10 protein-coding genes are annotated in these 21,852 nt (G+C 69.6%); 1 reads left to right on the forward strand and 9 read right to left on the reverse strand.

The features are described 5' to 3' along the window. Nucleotides 1-4 precede the first annotated feature (4 nt). Nucleotides 5-12,466, reverse strand: a complete 12,462-nt coding sequence (locus ACFC51_RS32935) for a hypothetical protein (protein ID WP_376532420.1) — start codon at nucleotides 12,464-12,466, stop codon at nucleotides 5-7. Between the two features lie 99 nt (nucleotides 12,467-12,565). Here ACFC51_RS32935 and ACFC51_RS32940 point away from each other — a divergent pair, with 99 nt between their 5' ends. Then, on the forward strand, nucleotides 12,566-13,342 hold the full coding sequence (locus ACFC51_RS32940; protein ID WP_376532422.1) for a DUF5677 domain-containing protein: 777 nt from the start codon (nucleotides 12,566-12,568) through the stop codon (nucleotides 13,340-13,342). 3 nt (nucleotides 13,343-13,345) lie between these two features. Here the strand turns inward: ACFC51_RS32940 and ACFC51_RS32945 are convergent, their stop codons facing one another. The 8 genes from ACFC51_RS32945 to ACFC51_RS32980 form a co-directional block, all read right to left on the reverse strand. Then, nucleotides 13,346-13,558, reverse strand: coding sequence for a hypothetical protein (locus tag ACFC51_RS32945; protein ID WP_361436686.1), 213 nt, complete (start codon nucleotides 13,556-13,558; stop codon nucleotides 13,346-13,348). Between the two features lie 6 nt (nucleotides 13,559-13,564). Continuing rightward, nucleotides 13,565-16,015 carry a phage portal protein gene (locus tag ACFC51_RS32950; RefSeq protein WP_376532424.1) on the reverse strand — a complete coding sequence of 817 codons (2,451 nt, stop codon included), beginning with the start codon at nucleotides 16,013-16,015 and terminating at the stop codon, nucleotides 13,565-13,567. Beyond that, a complete protein-coding gene (locus ACFC51_RS32955; RefSeq protein ID WP_376532426.1) occupies nucleotides 16,015-16,362 on the reverse strand; it encodes a hypothetical protein in 348 nt (115 codons plus the stop codon). Before ACFC51_RS32955 ends, ACFC51_RS32950 begins: the two co-directional genes overlap by 1 nt. Before the next feature lie 41 nt (nucleotides 16,363-16,403). Beyond that, the gene (locus tag ACFC51_RS32960) at nucleotides 16,404-16,913 is read right to left on the reverse strand and encodes a hypothetical protein (protein WP_376532427.1); all 510 of its coding nucleotides are present in this window, start codon (nucleotides 16,911-16,913) and stop codon (nucleotides 16,404-16,406) included. A 76-nt stretch (nucleotides 16,914-16,989) separates the two neighbouring features. Next, nucleotides 16,990-18,966 carry an ABC transporter ATP-binding protein gene (locus ACFC51_RS32965; RefSeq protein ID WP_376532429.1) on the reverse strand — a complete coding sequence of 659 codons (1,977 nt, stop codon included), beginning with the start codon at nucleotides 18,964-18,966 and terminating at the stop codon, nucleotides 16,990-16,992. A 56-nt stretch (nucleotides 18,967-19,022) separates the two neighbouring features. After that, the gene (locus ACFC51_RS32970) at nucleotides 19,023-19,601 is read right to left on the reverse strand and encodes a lasso peptide biosynthesis B2 protein (protein WP_376532431.1); all 579 of its coding nucleotides are present in this window, start codon (nucleotides 19,599-19,601) and stop codon (nucleotides 19,023-19,025) included. A gap of 140 nt (nucleotides 19,602-19,741) precedes the next feature. Then, nucleotides 19,742-21,598, reverse strand: a complete 1,857-nt coding sequence (locus ACFC51_RS32975; protein WP_376532433.1) for an albusnodin/ikarugamycin family macrolactam cyclase — start codon at nucleotides 21,596-21,598, stop codon at nucleotides 19,742-19,744. Nucleotides 21,599-21,684: 86 nt separating this feature from the next. Further along, nucleotides 21,685-21,825, reverse strand: coding sequence for a hypothetical protein (locus tag ACFC51_RS32980; protein WP_376532435.1), 141 nt, complete (start codon nucleotides 21,823-21,825; stop codon nucleotides 21,685-21,687). Nucleotides 21,826-21,852: the final 27 nt, after the last annotated feature.

Raw genomic sequence — 21,852 nt, forward strand, 5'->3', positions numbered from 1 at the left:
CTCCTTATCTGGTGGCCATCAGGCCCAGGAGGAACGCCCGCAGGTCGTCATCCAGGTACCAGTCGCCGTTGAACATCGCCTGCAGAGATCGGGCGAGAGTGTCACCTGTGCCACGTTGCGTCTGCTGCCGCGACAGAAGACGGCTCAGCGGGCTGCGCCGCATCCGGCGGGCACCAGGCCGGCCGGTGTGGGTGCTGGTGAACCAGAACACCCGCTGCGCGACGTCCAGGTCGCCGATGTGCCGTGCCAGGTGCTGCGCCAGTGCGTGACCGGCGGTACCCATCCCCTCGTCCGCGAAGTCAGCCACGGTGATCCGCTGCCCGTCGGGCTCGTAGCGGCCATGATCCCCGTCCACGGCTGTCAGGCGGCGTACGGCAGGGGTACTGAGCCACGACCGCGGGATGAGGCGCTGTACGCCCCGCAGGGCGCGTTCCGCGTCCGGGTCAGTGTCCGGGCCGAAGGCGAGGGCGGCGTTGCCCTCGGGCCCCATGTCGCGGATGTCGGCCAGAGCTGCGGCCACGGCGTCGGGCACCGCCGCGGCGTACCGGGCGCGCATGTCAGCGTACTCCCTGCGGGCGGCCGAGAGCTCGGCGCGGGCCGTGGTGAGCTCGATCTCGAGGTCGGGGTCGTCCGGGATCGTCGCCCCGCTGCGGGCGCCCTGCAGGTTGACCAGGCGCCGCTCGCTGGCGGCCACGTGGTCGTCTGCGTGCTGCAGCGCGGCGTGCGGGTCGTCGCCGAAGTCGTCGCCGAGCGCCGCGGACAGGCGTCGGGTCACGTCCTGGTCGACGTCGTTGCCCGCTGCTCGCAGTGCTGCCATGTGCCGCAGGGCGGTCAGGCCAGGCCCTCCGTCGGCCAATGTGTCCGGTGTCCACTGGATACGGTCCGTACGGTCGGGGAGCCGGCCGGATGCGAGCCGTCCCCAGGTCGTCGGGCGCCACCAGGTGACGCGCCGCTGGGACTGGCCGAAGCGCCCTCCCTCAGGCATGAGCCCGGCCCAGTGCGAGATCCGTGCGGCAAGGGACTCGCCGTCGGCGTCGGGCAGGTTCACCGCGCGGTGCAGGCGCGCCAGGCGGCGGGACTCGGGCCACTGCCGGACGCGTCGAGCCAGCCGACGCAGGAAGGCACGCAGGCGCTGCATGCGCTCCCGTGCGCTGCGGTACTTCTCCGCGATCTTCTGTGCTCCCACCCTGACGAGCTCCGCGAAGCGCTTGGCCAGGTTGAGGAGCAGGGCGACGATCCGGGCGAGGAGGCCCGGCTGCCGTCCGGCGGCCGGGGACGCTGCCGTGACTCGGCGGGCAATCCGGCGGGCGGTGGCCTGCCGGGATCCGTCGAGCTGCCGGAGCAGGGTCCGGGCGAGGTGTTCAGCGTCGCCCGGGTCCACTCCGGCGGCCTGGAGCTGCTGCATGAGCGTGTTCACGGCGGCTCCCACGTGTCCGTTGACAGTGCGGGTCACGCCGGCGTCCCCATCGCCGTCTCCTTGGGGACCAACGGGCTGAGGGATCAGGCGCAGCAGGTCCCGCGCTCGTGCGGCAAGTTCTTCGTTGGACTCGTCGGGGAGCGGCTCGAGGTCGTTGATGGTGCGCAGGATGGCGCGTACTTCCTCCTCGTGCGCGCCGTCGCTCATGGTGCGGAGCTCTTGGCGCGCGTCGGCGAGGTCCTGCCCGGTGAGCCCGGAGGCGTCAAGGGCGGTAAGGCCGTCACGCCGGGCGGCCTGGCGGATCTCCTGCAGGGCTTCGGGTGCGACGCGTGCGGCGATCCCTTCCCGCAGCGCGTGGATGTCGCCGGCGGGATCCGTACCGGCGATGGCCTCCCCTCGGATGCGGACTCGCAGGCTGCGAACGTTGTCGCGGAGCAGCGCGTCGGTCGTGTTCCGCGGGGTGGGGTTCGGGTCTCGGGGCATTCCGAGGGGCGGAAGCGCCGGCGTGGGCCGGTTCCGGTCGTAGATGTCCACGGCGCGGCTGGAGTGCAGGCCGAAGTCGTGGACGTTGCCGTTGTCATCCACGCCGGTGAGCTGCATCCACCAGCCGTTGCGCTGCGGTGCGCTGATAATCGTCAGCCGCTGGTGCGCGTTGAACTGGTAGCCGGAGCGGCTCACCGGTGCGTCGATGACGTCGCCGACCCGCAGGTCTCCCGGGCGGACCTGGGCCACCGGCAGCGTCGGAGTGCTCTGCGTGTCCGGGGCGCTCGGGGTGCTCGGGGTGCGGGGCGCCTCCGGGGTGTCGTCGATGTCGGGCGGGGTGATAGGCGTGGGCTCGGGCTCGGGAAGCAGCCACACGGGCATGGCTCCATGCTCGAGGCGGCTGTCTCCTCGGCCGTTCTCGTCCGTCAGGTGCAAGCTACGCACACCACCCGGTGCGTCGGCGGCGTCCACGACTCGGTAGACCCGCGCCGCTCCGCCGCCGGACCGCTCGCTCGGCAGCGCCACCAGGTCGCCCGCGGCAAGCTGAGCCAAGGTCGCCGGGCGCGGCCGGTCGAGGCCTGCCGGCGGCGTACGGCCAGCTGCCTCGTCAAGGTGGTCCGCTGCACGGAGCGCGGCGCGTCCTTCGGGCGTTGCCGGGTCGGCGGCCTCGCGCAGTTGTGCAGCCAGGGCCGCGGCCTGTGTCGGGGTGACGGGCAGGTCATCCGTGATTCGGACCGCGGCCTGATGGGCGTCCGGGTCGTCGTCCGGGCCGACTGCGTGGTCGTCGATGACATCCAGGTCGCCCATGGTGAGGCTGGGGTCGATGGTCGGGCCGGTGACGGGATCGATACGGCGCGGCGGTTCATGCAAGATCAGGTCGTCGCTGGTGTCCGGGGCGTCGTCCGGGCCGAGTTCGGGTGCGTTGCCGTCCGGGCCGTGGAGGTGCGGCAGAACCATGCTGGCGTCGACGTCGAGCTCGCCCATCTCGCCCGATGTGGTGTCGGCGTAGGTCAGGGTGACACGGTCTCCGTCCCGGCTGGGCATCTCGGAGATGACCACGGTGCTCGCGGTCCCGTCGAGGTCCAGGACCACGACGTCGCCCTCCTTCAGGTCCGCGGCCGCCGTGTCGTCGATGCCGGTCACGGTGGTGGCGGCGGGAACGTCGTCGCGGACTTCGCGGGTGACGTGAAGGTCTCCAGCGCTGCGCGTGATCGTGCCGCCGGAGGTGGTGGTGATGGACACGTTGTCGCCGTCGACCTCGTCGACCGGGCCCAGGAGGGCCCCGTCGTTGTCGCTGACGATGTGCTGCGGCGTAACCCGCTGGCCGTCTGCGGTCCAACCGTCGGGCCGCTGGCCGTCAGTGACCGTGAGTGAGGTCGGCGAGACGCTGTCCTCGTCCCGGCCGCCGGACCAGTGCACCGACACGGTGCTGCTGGTGGCGCCGGTGATGGTGCCCTCACGGTCGTCGGACCCCCTGACGGTGCTGCCCGGGAACAGGCCACTGCCGCCGCGGTCCGCAGGGATCACGTCGGGAAGGTCGCCCGTGTGGAGCGAGGCCTGAGCGCCGCTGACCGGTGACCCGGGCACGATGTCGTCCGGGGCCTCGGCCCGCGCCGCGGTGGCGTTGATCGACGTGTAGACGTTCAGCGCCGCGCCGGTGCCGTCCGGGTTCTCGGTGACCCTGGTGCGCCACATCTCCATCGTGCGGCCGCCACGGGTCACCTCCACCCGCACCGGTCCGGTGTAGACGTATCCGGCTCGCTGCGTCGGCCGGCCGCTCTTCTTGGTGCCGTCCACACGGACCATGTCGCCAGGACTCAGGTCCTCGACCCGGGCCCAGTGCGCGGGCTGGCCACCGATCGACTCTGGGGCCGTCTCCGGGCCGGGTTCCGCAGGCGGGCGGGCAGTGTCCTCCGGCGGACGGGCGGTGTCCTCCGGGGTGTTCACCGGCTCGTCCGGCGTCGGAAATGCGGGGGACGGAGCGTTGCTTTCGCCCAGCGGTTTGTCGTCGCCGCGGGGCCGCTGCCGGTCACTATCCGAATCGTTGCCGTGGGGTCGCTGGTGGTCGCTCTCCGGATCCCCGAGGCCGTCGAGGAGTTTCCCGGCCCAATAGGAGCGGTTGGTGAATCTGCTGCGATCACGCTCTGTTTGCATGGTGTTGGGCAGGAGACCACCCAGCCATGCAAAGTCGTCGCGGGCCTGCACCAGGTCGTCCCGTAGGTCCCCGCTCGGGGACCGATGGCTACGGAAGGCGTCTATCAAGGCGGTCAGCCGGTCGTGTCGGGCGCGTGCCTCGGGGTCGTTGCGAGGCGGCTCCGGCAGCTCCCACGTCCTGCTTGCAAGGTGCGCAGTCACCGTACGCCAGACGTCCTCACTCGGATTCGTGGGGTCCACAGGGCCTTCCTGCAGGGCGCGGACGACGAGGTTGGCGATGGCTGTATCACGGCTCTGGGACCGGCTGATCCGGTCGTTGTCCAGCCCGATGAACGGTGTGGCGTTCCATACCGGTTGCCTGTTGGGATTCGACCGGTAGACGTTGGAGATGTGGCCGATCCTCCGGCCGTCGAGCCACACGGTTTCGCCGTCTCCGACTGGGCGCAGATCAGCCCGGTCGGCGAACTCCCGCATCTTGTCGTGGCTGCCAAACCGGGAGGTGGCGTCTTCCGTGCTCTCAACGTCCCTGGACGGTGCGGGGGCGACATCGCCGGCCGTGAAGCCATCCCTGGACGGTGCGGGGACACCGTCGCCCGTGAAGCCGTCCCTGGACGGTGCGGAGACATCGTCGCCCGTGAAGGGGGCCGTGTCGTCGGGACCTCCGGCTTCGGCCGCGCGGCGCTGCTCCTCCTCGTGAAGGTCGCGGGCGGTGCGTTCGTTATCGCGGCGCGACTGCTTGAACTGGTTGAAGGTGAGGCGGCCGCCGTTCGCGTCGAACCACTCCTGCAGCTCTTCGCTTGCGACGTCCTTCCACCGGTCGAACTGGGACATGCTCCCGCCAGAGAACAGCTCCCGCTCGTCGATCGAGCTGCCCTCGTGCTGCCGCCGGAAGAAGTACCCGTTCGTCGCAGCCACGGCCGCCAGGTAGCGGGCTTCGTCGATGTCGGTGAACTCCGCGCGCAGAACGCGGTCACGTTCCCGTGCGGAGTACGTGGAGTACGTGACTCGTCCGCCATTGGCCTTGAACCAGGACCGAAGTTCATCCGATGCCAGCTCCTGGGCTCGTGCGGCCGTGACCTTACGCCCGGAGAACAGGTCGCGAGGATCAACACCGGAGTCCTCCGACTCCGGGTTGAAGAGACGGCCACCAGTGGCTGCCATGGCGGCCTGGAAGCGCTCCTCGTCCAGGGCGTCGAACTCCCGACGCAGGCTCCCGGGGGTGGCCGGGGCGGGGCGCGTGACGTCCGCTCCACCGAAGCCCAAGGCCTCGTCCATGGCGCGGCCGCGGCGCTCGGCTTCGTCTGCGTCGGCCGGCGGGGTGTCGGGCACGGCCGCGCGGATCCGCTCGTCGACGAGTCCATCACGGCGGTCCATCTCCGCCATCATGCGGAGCTCGTCCTCCGGGCCGAGCCCTCGACGGAAGGCGGCCTCGAGCTCGGTGTCGTCCAGGCCGGTGAGATCCTCGGGCAGAGTGAAGGCGCCGATGCGCTCCTGCTCGTAGTCGTCTTGTACCGCGCGGAGGGCACGCGGAAGGTTGCGGCCTTCCCCGTCACGCCACTGGGCGACACGGCTCGGCCCCCATGCCTGGTGCCAGTCGAAGGGGTCACCGTTGCCGTCGGTAATCCCCTCGAACCGGCCGGCAAGCTCCTGAGCCATCTCAGGGCTGTCGGCGGTCAGAGTGATGCGGGGCAGGTTCGTTCCGTTGCGGGACTGGGCGAAGCGCCACAGGGTACTGCCGTCGTCCTGCGGCTCCGGCCACGCCACCAGGCCGCCGTTGGGCGACAGAACGAGGCCTTCACGGTCGGCGGCCTGGGCCAGGAGGGCACGCCGCTCGGGGGTGTCCTCGGCCGGGTCGAGTCCCTCTCCGGCTCGCCAGGCGCGCCGCAGGGAGTCGGCGTCGGCGTGCCGGCGGGTCCGGTCGTTGTCGTCGTTGTCGAGGTCCGGCAGGTTCAGGTGCGGCAGGCGGGGACCACCCAGGCCGCCCCCACCGAGCCCACCCAGGCCGCTTCCACCTGCACCACCGGCGCCACGGCCACGGTTCCGCCGCCGGCGTCCACGCTGCTCCTCACGATCTTCGTCGTCGGGCCCGTTCTGCTCGACATCGGAGTTGTTGGCCCCGCCGCTCGAGCCTCCGCCGTTGCGGGGAGTCTCAGCGGTCCCGGCGCTTTCACCGTCGGGACCGCTGCCCGGGTCTGCTGCCCCGCCGTCTGCGTTGCCACTGCGGGGCTGACGGGATTCTTCATCGGTGTCTTCCTGCTGGTCACCGTCGTCGTTCGGGGTGCCTTCTCCCTGAGCCGGGCTGCTGCTGTCGTCGTTGCTCGGTCTGTCGCCGGTCTCGGTGTCCCCACTGCCGTTCTCGTCGTCCCGCTCACCGCGCCCGATACGGGCCGCGCTCCGGAACCGGTCGGCTGCGTGCTCTCCCTGCGGCCCGGCCAGTGCGTACTGGTCTGCGAGAGCGTCCAGGCGGTCGGCGACGTCACGGAGTTCGGAGTCGGGGTCGTCGGTGTCACCCGCGCCGTCCACGCGATCACGCAGTTCCCCGATCTCCGGAAGGGAGTCACCGCCAATCGCGTTGGATGCCTCACCCAGCAGACCCGCCATGCGCGCACTGCGGTCGTCGCCGTCGGTGCGGGCCGGGTCATCATAGGAAGGCGGCGCAGAGGGCCCGTACCCCTTGTCCTTGAACTCGTCCAGCGCCCATTCCGCCTTCATTCGCGCGGCCACGGCCCAGGACTTGCAGCTCCTCGTCTCGTACGGAAGGTCTGGGTTGCCGAACTGCCCCTCGAGCCATGCCGTCTCGTCGAGGATCCGCTCGAGGTCGGCTTGTAGGTCATCGCTCTTGTGCTCTTCGACGCGGCGGATCAGCTCGGCCAGGCGCTGGATGCGCTCCGGCTCCTCGAAGCCTTCCAGCCGGTTCAGGGTGGCGATGTCGTCGCCGATGTCTGCCATCCGGAGACGCAGCTCGTGGTGCCACTCTGGTGTGGGCTCCGGCCGTGTGCGGTCCTCGGCCCACGCGAACGTGTCCTCGGGGCCGCGCAGGACCAGCGGGCCGCCCCACGTGTAGGACCCGTCCACGTTGCGGTAGCGGACGGCTGTCGCCCCGTCGGCCCGGTGCTCCACGTCGGTGACGCGGACCGGGTTACCCCAGCCGACGAAGACCTGCTCGCCCCGCAGATTCTTGGTGCGGGGCACGCGGATGATGTCGTTCTCGGCGACGTCGTCGCGGTCACCGAACACCCACCCATCCGGGGTCTCCCGACTCGCCTGGTCGCGGCGGGCGGCGTCGTCTGCGTCCTGCCGACGAATGTCGTGGATCCTGACGAGACCCGCCACTGCCTCGGCCCGGCTGCCGTGCTCAAGACCGGACTCGGTCCCGCTGGCGTGGGCGTACATCCACTGCCGCCCCAGCTGCCTGACCGTGCCGGCATCGGACTGACCGTCGATGGCCACCGGGTAGCTTCCATCGGCGTTCCGCTTGCCGATCTCCGCCCGGGCGAGCGCCGCGGCCCGCACTCGCTTCTGCTCCTCGAGACGCTCCTTCTCCCGGCGGGCGTTGCTCCGGTTGCGCTGCTCGTCGTGGAGGTGCCCCCGACGACTGGCGACAGGAGAGAGCGCGATCATGACGTTGCCCTGAATACGCGGGCCCTCACCGGAACTACGGACGTGCCGGTTCTGCCAGGCCTGCAGTTCCTCGAGCTCGGCCTCGATGTCTTCATCGGTCATATCCACCGGCCGCACGTCGCGGATCGGCGCTTCGGGTGCCGTGGTGTTGTCAGTCGTCTCCTGGTCGCCGTCGGACTGCTCTGGGCGGCGCCAGGTGTCCCACTGCTCAGGGGTAAACCGCTCCACCAGGCCGCGGGGCGGCATGGTGACGGTGTGCCGCATCCCCTGGTTCTCCCACTGCTGCCGGTCGTCATTCCAGGTAAGGCCCTCGTACGACACCAGGGTCCGGCCTTGCTCCCCGGCTGCTGAGGAAGAGCGTCCCCGGAATGTTCCGTAGTACGGGGCGAGGCTCCGGTCACGGTCGGCCTGGTTCTCCGCGTCGAAGCGGACCAGGTCGCCGTCACGCAGATCCCACGGATGGAACAACGTGCCGCCGTTGGGACCGTCCCCGAGGGGTTGCGGACTACGGTCGGGCAGTGCGGCAAGCCTCTGGTCCATGAACCGGGACAGGTCAACCAAGCGACCCCGTACCGACTCCCTTGTGTAGGAGTCGCGCACAAGGTCCTGAGTCAGGCGGCCGGCAACGTAGTCGAGCTGTTCGCGGATGCGTCGCAGGTCCTCGCGTCCGTCTCCGGTCGGAGGGTTCCCCGCGAGGATGCCCTCGATGGACTGCCGGATCCGGGCGTAGTCCCCGCGGATGCGACGGATGTCGTCCTTGTTCTGGCGGGACTGACCGGTGAGGTTCGGCAGTTTCGGGAGTTCAGGGAGGCTTTCGGAGACCGCAAGAGCGATGGAAGCCTCGTCGACGGTGTCCCCACTGGACTGCTGCGGCTCTCCTTCCGTCTGGGCTGCGCTGTCGATCAGGTCGTCACCGTTCGGCGCACCGGCATCCGGGACATCGGGGGACGGCATGCCCTCTTCCGGCGCCGGTGCGTCGGCATCCGGGGTGTTGGCCGTGTCCGTCTCGGGTGCGGTCTCATCCGGGTACAGCACGCGCAGTGCGGTGTCCGGGGCGAGGAGGTGCTCTCGCCCGTCGTCGGACGTGACGAGTACGCGGCCGCGGCCGGTGCGCACCGGTGCCTTCGCGACGGTGTGGGTGCGGCCGGAGGCGTCGACGAACCGGTCCCCGGCTTGCAGGTCCATGGGTGTGCGCATCTGCGGTTCGCGCAGGCTGGTGGTGTCGCGTCCCTCGGCGTCCGCGAACATGTCGGGGGTGCCGAAGGCGTCGGCCGGCCGGTCGTAGGGGTTGGCGAAGTCGGCGGCCTGGCGCTGCGGGGTGGCCGGGCCGTCGACGTCGAACAGGCCGCCCGCCTCGTCCGGCTGGGGCTTCGGCTTGGCCTCGTCCCTCTTCGGGGCGCGTCCGGCGCGGCGGGCTTCTTCTGCCTCGAGGACCTGCAGCCGGGTGCGGTCGACTCCGGACAGGCCGCCGTTGACCATCTCCCGCTCCACTAGCGCCACCATCTCGGCGCTGATCTCCGAGTTGGTCATCGCCGACGGGGCCTTCGACCCTTCGGGCCGGACAGGGTCGAGCTGTGCGGACACTTCGTCGGGGGAGAGCGTGACGGTGCCGGTGTCGTCGCCTTCGCCGGGCACGTTCGGGCCGTCTACGGCATCGCTCGGTGCCGTGGGACGGTTCCGCAGCTCCTCCGCCGCATCCCCAATCCGCTTGGCGTAGTTCGCGTATGCCCGGATCTCATTCGGCTCGGCGTCCGCGTCGTCGCCGCCTGCCAGTACGTCCGCGTACTGCAGGAGTGCCTCGTGCACTGCGAGGGGGGCTTTCACCTTGACAGTGCCGCCTCGTCCCCGGGCGGCCTCGTAGAGGGCCTTACGAGTGTCGGGATCCTCCAGGGGGGCGGTGCCCTCCTCGTTGAGGTAGACGTACATGGCTTCCGGCATCGTCAAGGTGACGAACAGTTCCGGCTTGTCCCATGCTTCCTGCAGCGGTTCGTCCGGCTCGTCGGAGGCCGGAGTGGACGGGGCCGTGGGAGGCGGGGTGTTCTTGCGTCGCTCCTCCTCGGCGTCGATCGCGGCGATGCGCTCCTTGCGTGCCTCGGCTACCTCGTCGCTCTCGTACGACGTGCGTGCCCGTTCCAGCTCCCGGCGCTCTGCGCGGAGCTCGGAGGGGAACAGCTTGGAGACATCCGGCCGCTCCGTCAGGGCGCGCTTGTCGCGGTCACGACGCTCGCGCTTCACATCCTCGAGACGCTTCTCGAGCAGCGCCTGGGCGTCGGGACCGATGTCCCGGAAGTCCGCGGCAATCAGCTCGTCGTACTCGGCGCGTAGCTGATCGTCGTCGAGGTCAGCGACGCCGGGCCGGGAGCGCAGTTCCTCGAGGCGCTGCTGCGCCTTGGCGGCGCCTTCCTTCTTCTGGTTGTTCTCGGTGATGGCTCGGGCGTCGGCGGCGAACCGGTCGGCGTTCGCGTCGAGGCGCTCTTCGAGTCCGTGCAGTGCGTCGCGCAGCTTGTAGTTCAGGCTGTCGGTGTCCAGGTCGTGCAGCGCGGTGAGGGCGTCGTGCATGGCCTGGGCGTTCTTCTGATAGCCGTCAGCGCCCTTCGGGCTGTCTCTGACGTTCTGCATGTTCTGCACCAGGGCGCGGAACTCCGCAGGGGCTCCGTCAGGCCACTGGGCAGTGGCGAGGTCGTTGATCTCCTGCCAGTTGCTGAGGATGTTGCGGGCCGCACGGCCGGCCTCGGCACGGTCGATGTGCCGACCTGTGTGGCCGGGCGCATCGCGCTGTACGTCTTCCGGGCGGCGGCGGGCCTTCGGGATGACCATCTGCTCGTCGTCGAGCTTGGTGGAGAACCCGTCGGCTGCGCGGCCGGGTCCGAGACTGCGCACGTTAAAGCTGCGGCCGCCCTCGAAGCGACGGATGCCCGTGACGACCTGGCCGAAGCCACCGTTCACGATGACGTCGCCCACTCGGATCCTGTCGGCGCGGACACGTTCAGGTGCGCCGACGTTGCCGCGCTCGGTCACGGTGACCGTGGCCGGCGGCGACATGATGTTCACGCTCTCGCCCGACGCGATGGCGTCGCCGTTCTCATCGGTGAGAGTCGTGTCCACGAGGGGCATCCAGGTCCCGCGGCCCTGGTAGCCCGGGGCAATTGTGCCTTCGACGATGGCCGTGTCCGGCTTCTCGCGGTCGCGGGTGCTCGAGGGCCATTCGATGCCGCTGCGGCCGACGGTGAACTTGACGCGGTCTCCCGCCTCCAGGTCGCCCGTTGATACGGCCGACCGGTCAGCGTCTGTCTGGCTGTCGCCCTGCGCCGGTGGGGCCAGTGTGGGGTCGGCGGCCGGGGCCGGCTGGTTCGGTCGCGTGGAGGCGTCGGCGTCGGCCTGGGCCTTGTCCCGTGCGGTCTTTCCGGCGCCCGTGGTGTTGGCGTTGAAGGTTCCCGGGGCGCTCCAGTCTAGGGGCTGCCCGTTGTCGTCGGAGACGGCTTCCAGGTCGCGGGCCGCTTGCATGGCCTGCGGCTTCGTCTTGAATCCGTGGGCGACTTGGAGGGATGTTCCGGCGTGGTGCAGGTCCCACGCGTTGCCGCGCCGGACGAGGACGAAGTGGCCGGCAGGGGAGAGCTGGGCGCGGGTGAGCTTGCGGGCGGCGATCTCTCCGTTCTTCGCCTGCACGCTGCGGGAGCGTTCGCTGTCGTCTCCTCCGCGTACGGTGTCGGGGCCCGCCGTCCAGTGTGCGCGGACCGCGTCGAGGGTGGCGAAGCGCTGAGCTCCACCTGTCCCGCTGGAGCTATCGGTGCTCCTGTCCTTGGGTGCGGCGGCAGTCGGGGCGGTGTCGAAGTCCGCGCGGGCGCGAATGATCGCGGCCTGCACGTTCTCACCGTTGCTGGAACTCCACGCGCGGGCGGCGTGGTCCAGGTCGGGGTCGGAGAAGTCGAACGGTGCGCCGCCTTCTCCATTGGCACGGACGTTGCTGTCGAGGTGGTCGGCGAACCGGGCGGCCTCTCTCGCGGTGGCGAAGTCGCCGGCGCCATCCATGCGCTGTCCGGTGCCCGTAGCCGTCAGGTACCAGCGGCCGGTCGCGTCGTCTCGGAGGATGGCCAGGCGACCGCTGCGGTTGGTCTGCAGGTCGTCGTCGCCCGCGACGGATCGCAGGAAGCGCACCATGTCCGGCTTCTGGCCGGGGCGGTCGGCGAGCTGGGTGAAGTGCTGGCGGACGGTCGCCGTGTCCTTGAAGCGGGATCCGGCCGCGTGTCGGCGGTTCGGCAGGGCGGCGGTGTTGATGGGGTGGTTGCCGTCGGCCGGCTCGTCCTCGTCGTCATCGTCGCCGGGGCCGTCGCCGTCGTCTTCACCGATGGGGCGGCCCTGGTCGTCGTTGTCGTGGGGGTTGTTGGGGGTGGACGGGTCACCGTCATCGTCCCGGGCTACACCGTTGCCGCGGACCGGGTCCTTCTTCCGGCGCTCGTCCTCGGCAACGACCTTGTCCTCGTCCTCGGTCGGCGCGCTGCCGTCAGGGCGGGCGACCATGGAAACCCACTTGGCACTGGTGGTGTGCCTACGGCCGCCGAAGTTGCCGGGGCCGGTCTGGTCCTGGACGAGAATGCGGTCGTTCGGGAGCGCGCGGACGACCCGGGCGAGCTTGCCGCCCCACAACCTGACCGTGCCACCCGTCTCAATGAACCTGCCCTTGGAGTCGCGCGGGTGCAGCGCGGGGTTCCACTTGCGACGGGCGGCCTTGAGCTCGAGGTCGGCGCTCAGGTCCTGCAACTCAGCGTGCTCAGCAGCGGGGCGATTCAGCATGGCGCGGACCATGCACGCCGGATCTCGTTAGCGTCGCGTGCTTGAGGCGCACGAATATCCGGTGCGGCACAATCTGGCCGGTGCGTAGCGTTGGCCGCTATGACCTATGTGTACGGGGCAGACCCGAAGACCGCGAAGCGAGTGCGAGCCATCCTCCCCAAGCTGATCGAGGGAGCCGACCAGGCCCTCACCGTGCAGTCCCTCGCATCCAGCGAGGTATCTACGACCATCTTTGCCGTTCTGGCAGGGTGGTGGCGCTTCACGAACCGGACCGCGGAAGGCCTCATCGCCTTGTACGACGCCGGATTCACAGTCGAAGCGGCCCCCATGATGCGCAACCTGATCAATCATGCCTTCGCGATCAACTGGCTGGCCGACACCGGCGAGGACGGCTACAAGGCGCTCGTCCACGAGTCACAGGAATCGCGGCGCAAGCTCTACAACAACCTCCAGGCCTTGGACTGGCCCTTGCCCGACACGGTGGACATCGGAGAGACCCCCGACTTCGGTCACACCACCCAGGAGGAGGAGAGGCGCCACAAGCAGCTACGCGGCGAGCTGTCGAACTTCGAGAACATGCTCAAGGCGTACGGCACACCGATGATGTACCCCGTGTACCGGAACCTGTCCGCGTACTCACACACCACCGAGCACACCGCCGCAGCCTTTGCCTCCTTCGACGAGGAGCAGCGGGTGACGGTCCACTCGAACGGGCAGTCCGACCGCCTGACGGACCTCTGTTGGATGCCCATACCCCTGGTGCAGGCGGCCAGCGTGATGAGTCCTCTCCTTCGGGGGAACCCCATGAAGAAGCTGATCAGCGAGGCGTGCCACGACCTTGGGCTGCCTGCCGATCTGGTGGCGAAACGCCCGTGACTGTCACATGGTCTCGGTGAGTATGTGAATCGCGAACCAGCCGGCGAACCCGATCCAGCCGACGGCGAAGACTGCTCTGCCGGCCTTGCTGGTGCGGATACGAAACAGGCGGCGGAAGTTCTCGGAGAGGGTGTCGCCGCCGCGTTTGTTGGCCAGGGCGATTCCCTCGGCGATCGCGAACGCGGCGGTCCAGGCGATCCAGATGTAAGGCCACATGGTGGGTCACTCCTTGGGTTCGGTGGCGTAGTGGAGGCGGCATCGGCAGTTGATGGTGAGGGAGATCGGCGCGAAGGGGTCGCCGGGATACCTGATCTTGGAGTTGTCGACGGTGTACGGGGTGCCGACCGGCAGTGTTGTGCCGTGCAGGACCTTGTGGGCGGGGCGCACGCGCGTGTCCTGGCGCGTGATCCACGTCCGTACGACTGCGGGTCCTGCGATCTCCGCCGCGGCGTCCGCGGCCCCGTTGATCGTTGCGACGGCGCATGCCTCGGCGACGCGGTCCACCAGGCGGGACGTCGACTCGTTGTAGAAGCCGCTCACGAGGTGCACCAGGGTCTCGATGTCGAGGTCCTCGGCGGTGTCCTGGGTGTCCCGCAGGATGTCGGCCAGCTCTCCGAGCAGTGCAGTGACTGCCTCGCCTGCGTACGCCGCGGTGATGAGGGCGGCCGCGACTGCTGCGGGCGGCACCGCGTCCGTGCCGTTGAGGGTCTGGTTCAGCCGGCGGGCGGTGGCGGTGGCGGCGTGCTGGAGGATCGGGCTGATGGCGTTGGTTGTCTCGTCGGCCCAGCGGGCAGCGCTGACGACACGGTCTTGGTCGATGTTCGCGTCGCCGCCACGGGTGTCGTGTTCGTTCTGCGGCTCCCAGAACCGGGTGTGCTTGCGGAGCTTGGGGGCGCGTAGCCGGGCGACGATGACGCCCTCCTGCCGGGCCAGCAGTGCGGTGAGAACGGCTGCCACGGCCATGGACAGGGCGTCGAAGTCCGCGTCGGTGACTTCGAATCCGTGGTCCGGGAATGCCTTGGTCTCGAGCTGCTGGCGGGCGGCGGCGAGGTCCTCGGCGGCCGGGCCCGGCCTCTGCAGGGGGCTGCTGGTGGTGCGTGCGAGGGCGACGTCGTCGGCAGCGTCACCAGGGGCGGGCTCGGTGACATCGGCGCGGGCGGTAGCGACGGCGTCCGCAGCGGTTCCTGTCGGTCCGGGGGCCAGCTCAAGGGGTGCCTGGCCCCGGGCGGCTGCAACGTCGGCGGCTGCCGTCGGGTCAGATCCCAGAGCTTGGGCTTCGGCGACTGCAGCGGTGGCGGACAGTTCTGCGGTACCGGCGGGCAGGGCGGGCGGTGCTTCGCCGCCGGCTCCGGGCTCCGGGGGGAGGCCGAGGGCGGCCGCGTCCTCGGCGTTGGCGGGGACGGGGGCCTTCTGCGGGCTGATCCACAGGGCGCGGGACTGGGGGACGTCGAACGCCCGGCGCCCGGCGACCTTTCGGTACTCGTCGATCGTGATCAGGCCCGCCTCCCACTCCTTGCGGGCTTCCTCGCGGGCCTGGCGGCGGGGGAACTCGAGCGCCTGGACGCCGGAGGTGTCGAAGCGGATGACCCAGTCGTCGGACAGGTCGGGGTCGAACGCTGACGCGATCAGGTTGAGGTGCGGGAGCTCGGTGTGGGCCCAGAAGTTCCATTCCTCGCGGTCGGCGTTGTTGAACGTCCGCTCGGAGGCGTTACCGATCACGCTCTCGTACACGCCGAACGCGGAGAGGATCTCGTTCTTCGCGGTGGAGGAGAGCGTCTCGTAGGCCATCTCCCGGGGACGGGCGGAGGTGTCGACGTAGGTGACGCCGCCTGGGCCTGTACCGACGAGGGTGAGCTGTCCGGCGTGGTGGGCGCCGGGGGCGAGGCGCTTCTGGATCCGGTCGACTTCTGCGGGGTCGACGTCGTCGAGGTCGATACCGACGATGCCGCCCGGCCGGCCGTCGTTGTCGATGAAGGAGATGTTGTACGTGCGGGCCTTCACGTCCAGGTCGACGGACAGGCCGGCGGCCTCGAGCGGCGTCACACCGGAGAACGGGTCGGTGGGGTGCGGATCGCGGAGCCAGATGACGTTTTTCGGCTTGAGCTCTCGAACCTGACCCCGGTAGTTCGTGAACTCGAAGTGCTTGATGTAGTCGGCGTTCTCGTCGTCGGGGATGATCTCGACGCGATCCGGCGGCAGCAGGTCGAGCCTTGTCAGGACGCCGCTGCGAGAGAACGTCTTCTCGATGAACACGCCCTTCTTCGACAGGAGGAGCTGCGCGCTCAGCCGCTTCTTGAAGACGTCACCGGTCTCGAGCGGATTGGCCCGGACGTTCAGCAGGCGCAGGAGCGGGTGGTCCTCGAGGGTCTCCTCGAACTCGCGCTCGTCTCCGCCGCGGCCGATCTGGATGGGCAGGGTGGAGGCGTGCTTGCTGATCGCCTCCACCGACTTGAACGTCCAGATGCTGCGTTCGTAGCCCTCGACGATGACGCGCTCGAGGTCCCAGCCGTCCGCGCGGCCCGGGGTGCCCCACACGTTCGTGACACCGGCGTAGGCCATTGACGTGTAGACGCCCCCGGCAAGGAGGTCCTTCGTCTCTGTGGGCGGCGGGGCCGCGTCGGGCGTCCTGGGCCCCAGGAGCCCTCGGAGGGCGGGCAGGAACTGGCGAGGCATCAGGCACCCCCGGACTCACGGCCGGTGATGAGCCAGAGGCCGGCCGCGGTCACGGCGAGGGCCACGCAGATCGCGCCGAGAGGCGCGGACAGTGCGAAGGCGCAGCCGGTCAGTCCGCCGTATCCGACGGCGCAGACCCCCACGCGCAGGCCGCGTTTCCAGTGCGGCGCGTCCGGCTGCGGCTTAAGGACCAGGCCGGCGGTGAGGAGCCCGGCCATCGCGGTGGACAGCCCGGCGGCCCAGTGGAATGCGCCCAGCGCCAGAAGGACGCCGAACACGCCGCACGCGCTGAGGATCAGGCCGGCGGCTTCGCGAGCGAGCGCCCGGGGAGTCTGCTGAGTAGTCACGCCGCGCACCCTGGACAGTGGGCGGCGTTAGTGTCGCGTGGTCAGCGCGGGGGCCGTGACACCCCGGACATGTACGCGTCGATGCCGCGGCGGTGGATCCTCCCACCAGGAATGATCTTTGAGGTCGGCGGAGGGGTGGGAATCTTGCGCTTCGCGCGCTTGCTCTGGTCGCCGCCGATCAGGTGCCGGTTGTCGATCTGGGCGGCGCAGTCCTGGCCGGTGACCTCGTCGTACGGGCGGCGGCACCCCTTGCAGTAGACCTCAAGGGCATCAACTCGCAGCCCTTCGGAGGCCTTGAAGCTGCCCCGGTGATCGGCGATGCTCGCGATCTTCGGAGTGACCTCTACCTCTGCTGCCACGACCCAGACATGGGAGAGGTCCGGAGCCTCTTCCTCCTCAGCCGGGGCCTCCGGCGGGGGAGCGGTCTTCTGCTCCGGTTCAGGTGCTTCCTCCACCCGCTTCGGCGTCGTGGGCTCGAGCCAAGCGAACAGCGGCTCCTGCAGACGGGAGCGGCTGACCTTGGTCGAGAGTGGGGCTGTCGCGATCGTCACCGTGCCTCCGGGTGGCTGTGGGGTTGACGTAACGGCCAACCCCCTTCACTCCACGAACGTCAGCCGCCCATTTCTGTTACACCTGCGCCCTCTTGTGCCCGTAGGTCGCCGCCTGCTTCTCCCACATCGCCGCGTACTCCGATCCCTGTGTGGCGATCAGAGAGTCGTGAGTTCCTTCCTCCAGGAGCTGCCCGTCCTCGAGGACGATGATGTGGTCGGCGCTGCGGGTGGAGCCCAGCCGATGAGTGATGAGGATGACGGTGCGGTCGGCGCTCAGTGCACGAATGCGGTCGTACATCGCCTCCTCAGCGTGCGGGTCGAGCGCGGAGGTCGGTTCGTCGCAGATGAGGACGGGCGCATTGCGGTAGAAGGCCCTCGCGGCGGCGAGTTTCTGCCACTGCCCGGGTGACAGGTCGCGGCCGCCCCACTGGGAGGGGGAGAGGTACGTGTCGAGGCCTTTGGGGAGGCTCTGGATGACCGTGTCCGCGCCGGCCGCTGTGGTGGCCGCTTGGATCGAGGCGTGATCCCCAGGCCCTTGCCCGAGGGTGATGTTGTCGCGGGCGGACGTCTGCCACCGAGAAATGTCCTGGGGCAGCATGGACAGGCGGGACCAGACCTGTTCCGGGTCCACTGAGGAGAGGTCGACGCCGTCCCATGTGACCGCGCCTTCGGTCGGGGTGTAGAGGCCTGCAAGGAGTTTGGCGAGGGTGGATTTTCCCGCTCCGTTCGCTCCGACGATCGCAAGGACTTCCCCATGGCGCACGGTGACGGAGATGTTTTCGAGGACGGGTTTTGTGCTTCCGGGGTACGCGAAGGTCACGTTGTCGGCGCGGATCACGGGTGGCCTGCTCGGCATGGCGCCCACTTCGGGGCTGCGTTGCGTGGAGCGGGCCTGTGCGTCTTCCAGGAACGCCGCCCAGTCGCCGAGGTAGAGGCCGACTTTGTACGTGGTGTGCATGCCCGTGACCAGACCGGTGAGCAGGTTGCGGCTGTGCAGGACAGCGACAAGTGCTGTCCCTGCTGCGGCGAGCTCGACGTGTCCGCTGGTGACGAGTGTCAGGAGTGCCGCGTAGACGAGGAGCATGCCGGTGCCTGCAAGAGCGTCGCCGAGGAGCTGGTACCTGGCGGTGCTGCGGCCGACGCGCTCGGCGTGGACCTCCAGGCGTCGGGTGACGCCGGCGAACTGGTCGAGGAGCCAGGCACGCATGGTGTTCGCTCGTACGTCCAGGGCGGAGCCCCGACCGGAGGTGTAGTACATCAAGGTGTGGCGGAGACGCCGGTCGGCGAGGGTGTGCTGTTCGGCGCGGTGAGCGGCTTTCGCCGCGTAGATCGCTGCGGCGCCCCGGGGCACAACTGCCAGGATGAGCAGGGGGACGAGGGCGGGGTGGAGCGCTACGAGGATCCCGCCGGCCGCCAGGATCCCGACTGCGGCTGCAACCATCGTGGCGAGCGCTTCGATCATGAGGTGGGCGTCCTTGGACGCCCGGTTCGCCGCTTCGCTGTGGTCGCACCAGGCCGGATCGTCGTAGGCCGCGAGCGGGACGCGAGTGGCAGCGTCCAGGTACTGCAGTTCGGCACGGGCGTCGACCTTCGGCCCCAGCCGGGCGGTGATGGTCAGCGACTTCGCGGCGACCAGCGACCGGGTGATGGCTGCTGCCGTGACCAGGGCGAGGGCTGGCACCGCGTGCTGGAGACGCTCCGTGGGCGATCCCGTAGCAAAGAGTTGAGTGAAGGCTCCGCGGGTGGCGTACAGCCCGAGGGCGGTGAGCACACCACCGACCAGTTGGAGGCTGGCCATCCACAGGACTGCGTACCGGTCGGCCGCCCATGAGAGGCGAATGGCGTCTCCTGCCAGTCGGGGCAGGTGCCGGACCATGGTGATCGCGGAGTCGGCGAGAGCGTTCTCGTGGCGCTCGGCGCTGACCTTGTACTGCGGAAAGACATCGTCGCCTGTCTCCGCTGTCCGGCGCTGCAGGAAGGTGCGAATACGACGTCGCAGGGGTCGATACGGCGTTGCTCCGGACGTGATCTTCGAGTGCAGAGTGTCGGTCACGTTCGGAGCAACGCATCACCCATATGAGTGGTTGCGGTGGCGAGGGGTGGCGAATTTCAGTTCGACCGTTCCACCTCCAGAACCGGCACATAGGTCCAGACCCGGTCTTCGCGGTCCTGGCCGATGATGCTGCCGCCGGCCTCCACCCAGGCGTGAGCACCCTGAGGAAGGAAGGCGGCACCGAGTACCCACCGGCTTCGTCTGCCGATCAGAGCGCTCGCAAGGAATGTGCCGAGCGACTCCTCCAGGCACGCGGATCGCCCGATCCAGGCGCGCCCGGCTTGGCGTACGGCTGCGTGCACTTCTTCAGCCTCCCCTGCCGTGGCCGACCTTCCGGGAAGCCGGGTGGCGCCGCGGGCCGCAGCGAGCACGAGACGCATGGGTGTGCACCGCAGGAGGACGAGGGCCAGCGCCAGCCCCGCGTTCGAGGCGAGACGGACGGGAAAGGACGGAAGCGCCGCAACCGCGAATCGAACCGGCGGAGTGGGGCGGTCATGGGTGCGCCGGGCCGGAGCGAGAAGTCTGGACTGGGTGAGGTCCGCCACCACGCTGGTGAGGTCCCTGCGGGCCCGTGCCTCGGTGACCAGACCTTGCTCCGTGAGCCGGGCCACCAGGTCGTCGACTGCACGCTCCACTGGAACGCCGTTGACAGTCGCGCACCAGAGCTCAGCGCTGATCGGGTCGAAGATACGCCAGCGGCCGCGGCCACGACGGGTATCGAGGAGAGCGACACCGCCCTCCGGGCCGACTGCGTAGTGGATGGCGGTTTGTCGCATCACGCTGCGGCCTCTCGCTCGGTCGTTTCCCAGCGGAACATCCGCTGATACGAAAGCGTGGCCAGCCACAGCTCGGTGACGATCAACTGATGCAGAGCACTCAGCGGAGCACGTTCACCTCGTGCAGCGCTGTCGAGCGCGGCCAGTACTGGAGACGGGTTGATGAGCCCGGCAGCAACCAGAGCGGACCCGCGGATGATCGCTCGGAGGGTCGTTGCGTTGGCGCGCAGACCGCGGTGGGTGCTGCCGGTCATGGGGGTTTTGGTGCGCCGGTTGAGGAGGAAGTCCGGCACCGAACCGCCGAGCGCCTTGCGGGCCAAGGGCTTGAAATCCCCAGGCTTCCATCGCTCCCAGCCGGGTATGGCCAGGCACGCGTCTACGACCGGGGCGTCCAGGTAGGGGGCGTGGACGGGAAGGCCCCATCGCTGTCGGGCTATCTCGTCGTACGTCCCGTGCTCTTCGCCCATGCGCTCGAGGTCGATCCGCTCGTGCTCGGCTCCCGGCCGCCGAACACCTTCTCCAGCGTGCGCCGCCTCGTCGACGATCTCCGCGACGGCCATGCTGCCGGCTGCGGTCAGCCACCCCCGTGAGGCCAGTGGCCCGCACCACGTCAGCAGTTCGTGCGGCTGCTGAAACGCTCGGACGTCCGTTACGGGCCGGTCCCTGAGGTCTGCCGCCAAGAGCGCCAGGGCCTGCGAGTAGGACATGCGTCCTGTGCGGAGCGCCTGGGCGAGCACCGCGTGGACGGGTGCTCTGCGGGCTCGCGCGAACGCCTGCAGCCTGCTCGTAGCGTTCAGGCGACCACCGGACAGGCCGAGGTCGACCAGGGACATGGGGATCGAGTCGAGTACGTTGTCGCCGCCCCGGCCGGTCAGGTGCAGGCGGGAACCGTATGCCGCCGCAGGGCCGAGCTGTTCCCGCTTCAACGCCAGCAGTCCCAGGCTCAGCGAGGGGGTGTCGGTGAGGGGGAGGACGGTTGCGTCCTCGAGTCCGTCGAAGTGCCCTACGCCCTGGCGGGTGCCGTCGATCTCAACGTGAGTCATCGCCTCGCAGGAGTCGGCGATGCGGCGGGCGAAGTGGACGTCGTCCTGGTCGGCCAGCAGCTGGTCGGTGTAGGTGACGGTGAGCAGTGGGCGGCGGGCGGCGGCCAGGCTGGCTATCGCGCTGCTGTCCACCCCTCCCGACAAGTCGGCCGACACCGCGGCGGTCTGTTCGACCCGTCGGTGCACGGCGGTGGTCAGGTGCTCGGTCAGCTCCCGCGCACCCTCGTCCATGCTGAGTCCGGTGTGACGGCGGGGCACCGGCTGAGTGTGAGGAGGCTGACCGGGTTCCAGCACCAGCGCTCGGCCGGGCTGCACCCGCTGTACGCCGTTGAAGAAGGAGGCCTCACCCAGAGGGTCGACCCCGTGCAAGGTCAGTCTTGCCAGCAGGCGGCCGGTGTCGGGCCGGGAGCGGCGGACTGCAGCCAGCATTCTGCTTGACGTGGACCACAGCACCTCGTCCCCGTCGTGCACCCAGTAGACGAGGTGCGTTCCAGCACGGTCACCGATAACTCGCACTGTCGTGCCGGTGCGAACCACGCCCAGGTAGGCGCCAGGCAGTCGGGCAGAGAGAGCCCAGTTGCCTCGCTCCGCCGCATCGCGGGCCTCCCGCAGCTCAGCGTCGGTGGCCAGGCATTCGCCGACCGCGACGATCTCCGAGGTGCCTCCGAGTGCGGGACTGCTGTGCACGCTGTCCTGGCGGTATCCGAGAGTCCACAGGGACATGCCGCCGTCGAACTGCACTCGTGTGCCGTCCCGCGGGTGCCTCCTGACGGGCAGTCGCTGGGAGTTGAACGCTCCGGCAACGATGTTCATCTGTGCCTCCCTGACACGCTCTACGGGGGTACGGGAACGCCCGGCCCACTCGCCGTGAAGCAAGTGGGCCGGGCGCGGTGGGCGACTTACCAGTTCGAGAAGTACTGGGTGTCGTCGGCGTTGTTGCCGCCCGCGTGGCCGAGGGTCGCCTCGGTTGCGGAGCCCAGGTCGGCCACGGCCGGCGTGACGTAGGCGGGGATCTCGGTGGCGTTCTCGGTGTGGTCCATGACCACTCCTCCTCGTGTTGGTGGGTC

This window comes from Streptomyces sp. NPDC055962 (assembly GCF_042270185.1).
In the GTDB taxonomy this organism is placed as follows: domain Bacteria; phylum Actinomycetota; class Actinomycetes; order Streptomycetales; family Streptomycetaceae; genus Streptomyces.

What these genes read in the sequence shown, in the direction of transcription:
- ACFC51_RS32945 (WP_361436686.1), bottom strand. Translation starts at nt 13,558, where the DNA reads ATGTGGCCTTACATCTGGATCGCCTGGACCGCCGCGTTCGCGATCGCC.
- ACFC51_RS32980 (WP_376532435.1), bottom strand. Translation starts at nt 21,825, where the DNA reads ATGGACCACACCGAGAACGCCACCGAGATCCCCGCCTACGTCACGCCG.
- ACFC51_RS32940 (WP_376532422.1), top strand. Translation starts at nt 12,566, where the DNA reads ATGACCTATGTGTACGGGGCAGACCCGAAGACCGCGAAGCGAGTGCGA.
- ACFC51_RS32950 (WP_376532424.1), bottom strand. Translation starts at nt 16,015, where the DNA reads ATGCCTCGCCAGTTCCTGCCCGCCCTCCGAGGGCTCCTGGGGCCCAGG.
- ACFC51_RS32975 (WP_376532433.1), bottom strand. Translation starts at nt 21,598, where the DNA reads ATGAACATCGTTGCCGGAGCGTTCAACTCCCAGCGACTGCCCGTCAGG.
- ACFC51_RS32935 (WP_376532420.1), bottom strand. Translation starts at nt 12,466, where the DNA reads ATGCTGAATCGCCCCGCTGCTGAGCACGCTGAGTTGCAGGACCTGAGC.